Origin of the sequence: Streptomyces sp. NPDC002742 (assembly GCF_042888885.1) — a bacterium.
Lineage (GTDB): Bacteria > Actinomycetota > Actinomycetes > Streptomycetales > Streptomycetaceae > Streptomyces.
In genome coordinates this window covers 1-2,129 of sequence record NZ_JBIAQF010000071.1, presented here as the reverse complement: position 1 = coordinate 2,129, position 2,129 = coordinate 1, and the positions used below count along the sequence as shown (strand labels likewise).

Here is a 2,129-nt window from a genome sequence, read left to right as displayed (position 1 = left end):
CCCTGTCTTCATGCACCGGCGCCGCCGCGATCACCCGATCCAGAACCCAGTTCGACTGACCACGCCCATCGACCGGTATGCGGAAGCCTTCTCAGAGCTTGTGGCGCCAGATCTCCGACAGGTCACCGGATTTGGTGCGGGCGGTGATGGACAGTTCCTCGCCGACCACCCGGCACCACACCTTGGCGCCGGTATGGCCCGGCGGTGTCGAGTAGCGCACCGAGTTGAAGCTGATGGTGCGGTCCGAGCCGACCAGTCTCTCCTCGCCCAGTGCGAGCGCGAGCGGCTCGATGGGCAGGACATGCAGCGTGGTGCGTTCGATGTCGAGGCGGTCCGCGGGTATTTGCCCGGTCACCCGGTGACGGCGGGAGTTCACCGCATCGCACCAGGTCAGGCAGGCATCGGCGAGCTCGGCGAAGGTGTCGTAGGCGGTCAGCAGGTTTGCATCTGTGGGCACCAGGTCGGCCTTCGCGATGCGGACTGTGGCCTCCGCGCCGCCCTTCGATTCGGGATCGTAGGGCACGCAACTGACCACCTGACAGCCGTAATGCCGGCCAGCGGCGACCATCTGCGGATGACGTACCGGGATCCCGGCGATGTGCTCGACGGTGACCGTCTTCGCGTTGTCGGTCAGTACATACGTCGGTGCCCCGCCGATCCGCCTGAGCGTGGTGTCCAGGCAGGCCACCAAAGTGCCCAGCGTGCAGTCCCAGACCGGGATCACCACCCGGAACCGCGACCAGGACAGCCATGCGCAGAACAGCCAGGTCCGACGTCCCGCGATGCGCGGACCCTCGCCCCAGTCGAACTGCAGCCACCGGCCCGGCTCGGGAATCCACGGGCGGTACGTTCGTCGCTTGCCCGCCTTCCACGCGGTCTTTGCCGTGCTCACCGCCCGTCTCGTCGAGCGTTCGCTGCCCCGGTAGCCCATCTTCACGAGCTTGTCGTGGACCACATCGGCACGGATCGTCGCCTTCGACTGCTCGACCCACTCCTCGACCTTCTCCAGGAACGCGTCGATCATCTTCGCTCATAGGGATTGCGCCCGCCGTTGCGGGCCTCGACATACCTCTTGACCGTCTTCGGGTCGTGCCCCGTCAAGGTCGCCGCGGACCAGACCGTCCCGGTCAGGTCGTACGCCTCAAGGATTTCCATAATCTCCGTGTCAGACTTCGTCACAGGACCTCTCCGGCCGATAGCTGATGCGTGGAAACACCAGCAAACGGGCGGAGGGGTCTCCTCCAGTTAAGGAAGTGATCAGGAACACCACTGGTCAGACGGCCATCCATCTGGAATTCCGGTGGCCATCAGCCTGGACTCGGCTGGCCGCACACCTGGACTTTGCCACGGCCGCCGTCAGCGCCAGCCCTTTACAGCCGAACACACGCCCCGATCAGCCCACCCCACCCCCGGCCAGGCCCCAAAGCCCCAGCTCAACCAGCCCGGACCCTCCCTCACCCGCCCCGGCCCATCTCTCAACGAACCAGCAACACACCAGGCCAGGAAGCACTCCGTACGCCAAGCACTCCTCTCTGGAACACCAGGACTGTGCCGATCGGGGAATCACCGCCCAATACAACAGACCCATCACCGCCGAGGACATAACCAAGCAAGCCGACGACTTCGAACGCCGCTGGCACGCCATCACGAACAATGCCACCGGTGTGTAGTCCGGTCAGGCGGACGTCTCGGGCTCGCTCCACCCTTCATCGAAGTGGCTCGCGCCTCCCCGGAGGAGACGACAGCAGCGGGCCACCGGGTCAGGACGAAAGCGGCAAGTCCGCGAGTATGACGGCGTAGAGCGCAGAGTCCGGGAGGACTGGCGCTTGCCCACCATGACACCTCCACTCGAGCGGAGGTGTCATGGTCCCTGCGAAGGCGGGGGTGTACCGAGCTTCATCTGCTCTGGCAGTTGAACTGTCGACCGCGACGGTCGGCTGGCTTGCCACCGATCAGTTCCAGAATCTCTCGAGCGGCAATTTCGACGATCCCGGGATCCTCAAGGCTGGGATCGCAACGTCGTGCACGCCCTTTAGACGGTGTCCTATGTGGTGATGGCTCGTTGGGCTGTGTATGGGGCGGGGTACGTGGAGTTGGATTGTTCCGGACGGGCTGTGGGAGATCGCGAA

The 2,129-nt window shown here is 64.9% G+C and carries 2 protein-coding genes; both read right to left on the bottom strand.

Going from position 1 to position 2,129, the window contains the following annotated elements; genetic code table 11:
• Positions 1–91: 91 nt before the first annotated feature.
• On the bottom strand, positions 92–1,024 hold the full coding sequence (istA, locus tag ACFYW8_RS44500; RefSeq protein ID WP_389093879.1) for an IS21 family transposase: 933 nt from the start codon (positions 1,022–1,024) through the stop codon (positions 92–94).
• Complete coding sequence (locus ACFYW8_RS44495; RefSeq protein ID WP_389093874.1) at positions 1,021–1,155, bottom strand: hypothetical protein; 135 nt, start codon at positions 1,153–1,155, stop codon at positions 1,021–1,023. The genes istA and ACFYW8_RS44495 overlap by 4 nt, the downstream gene beginning before the upstream one ends.
• Positions 1,156–2,129 lie beyond the last annotated feature (974 nt).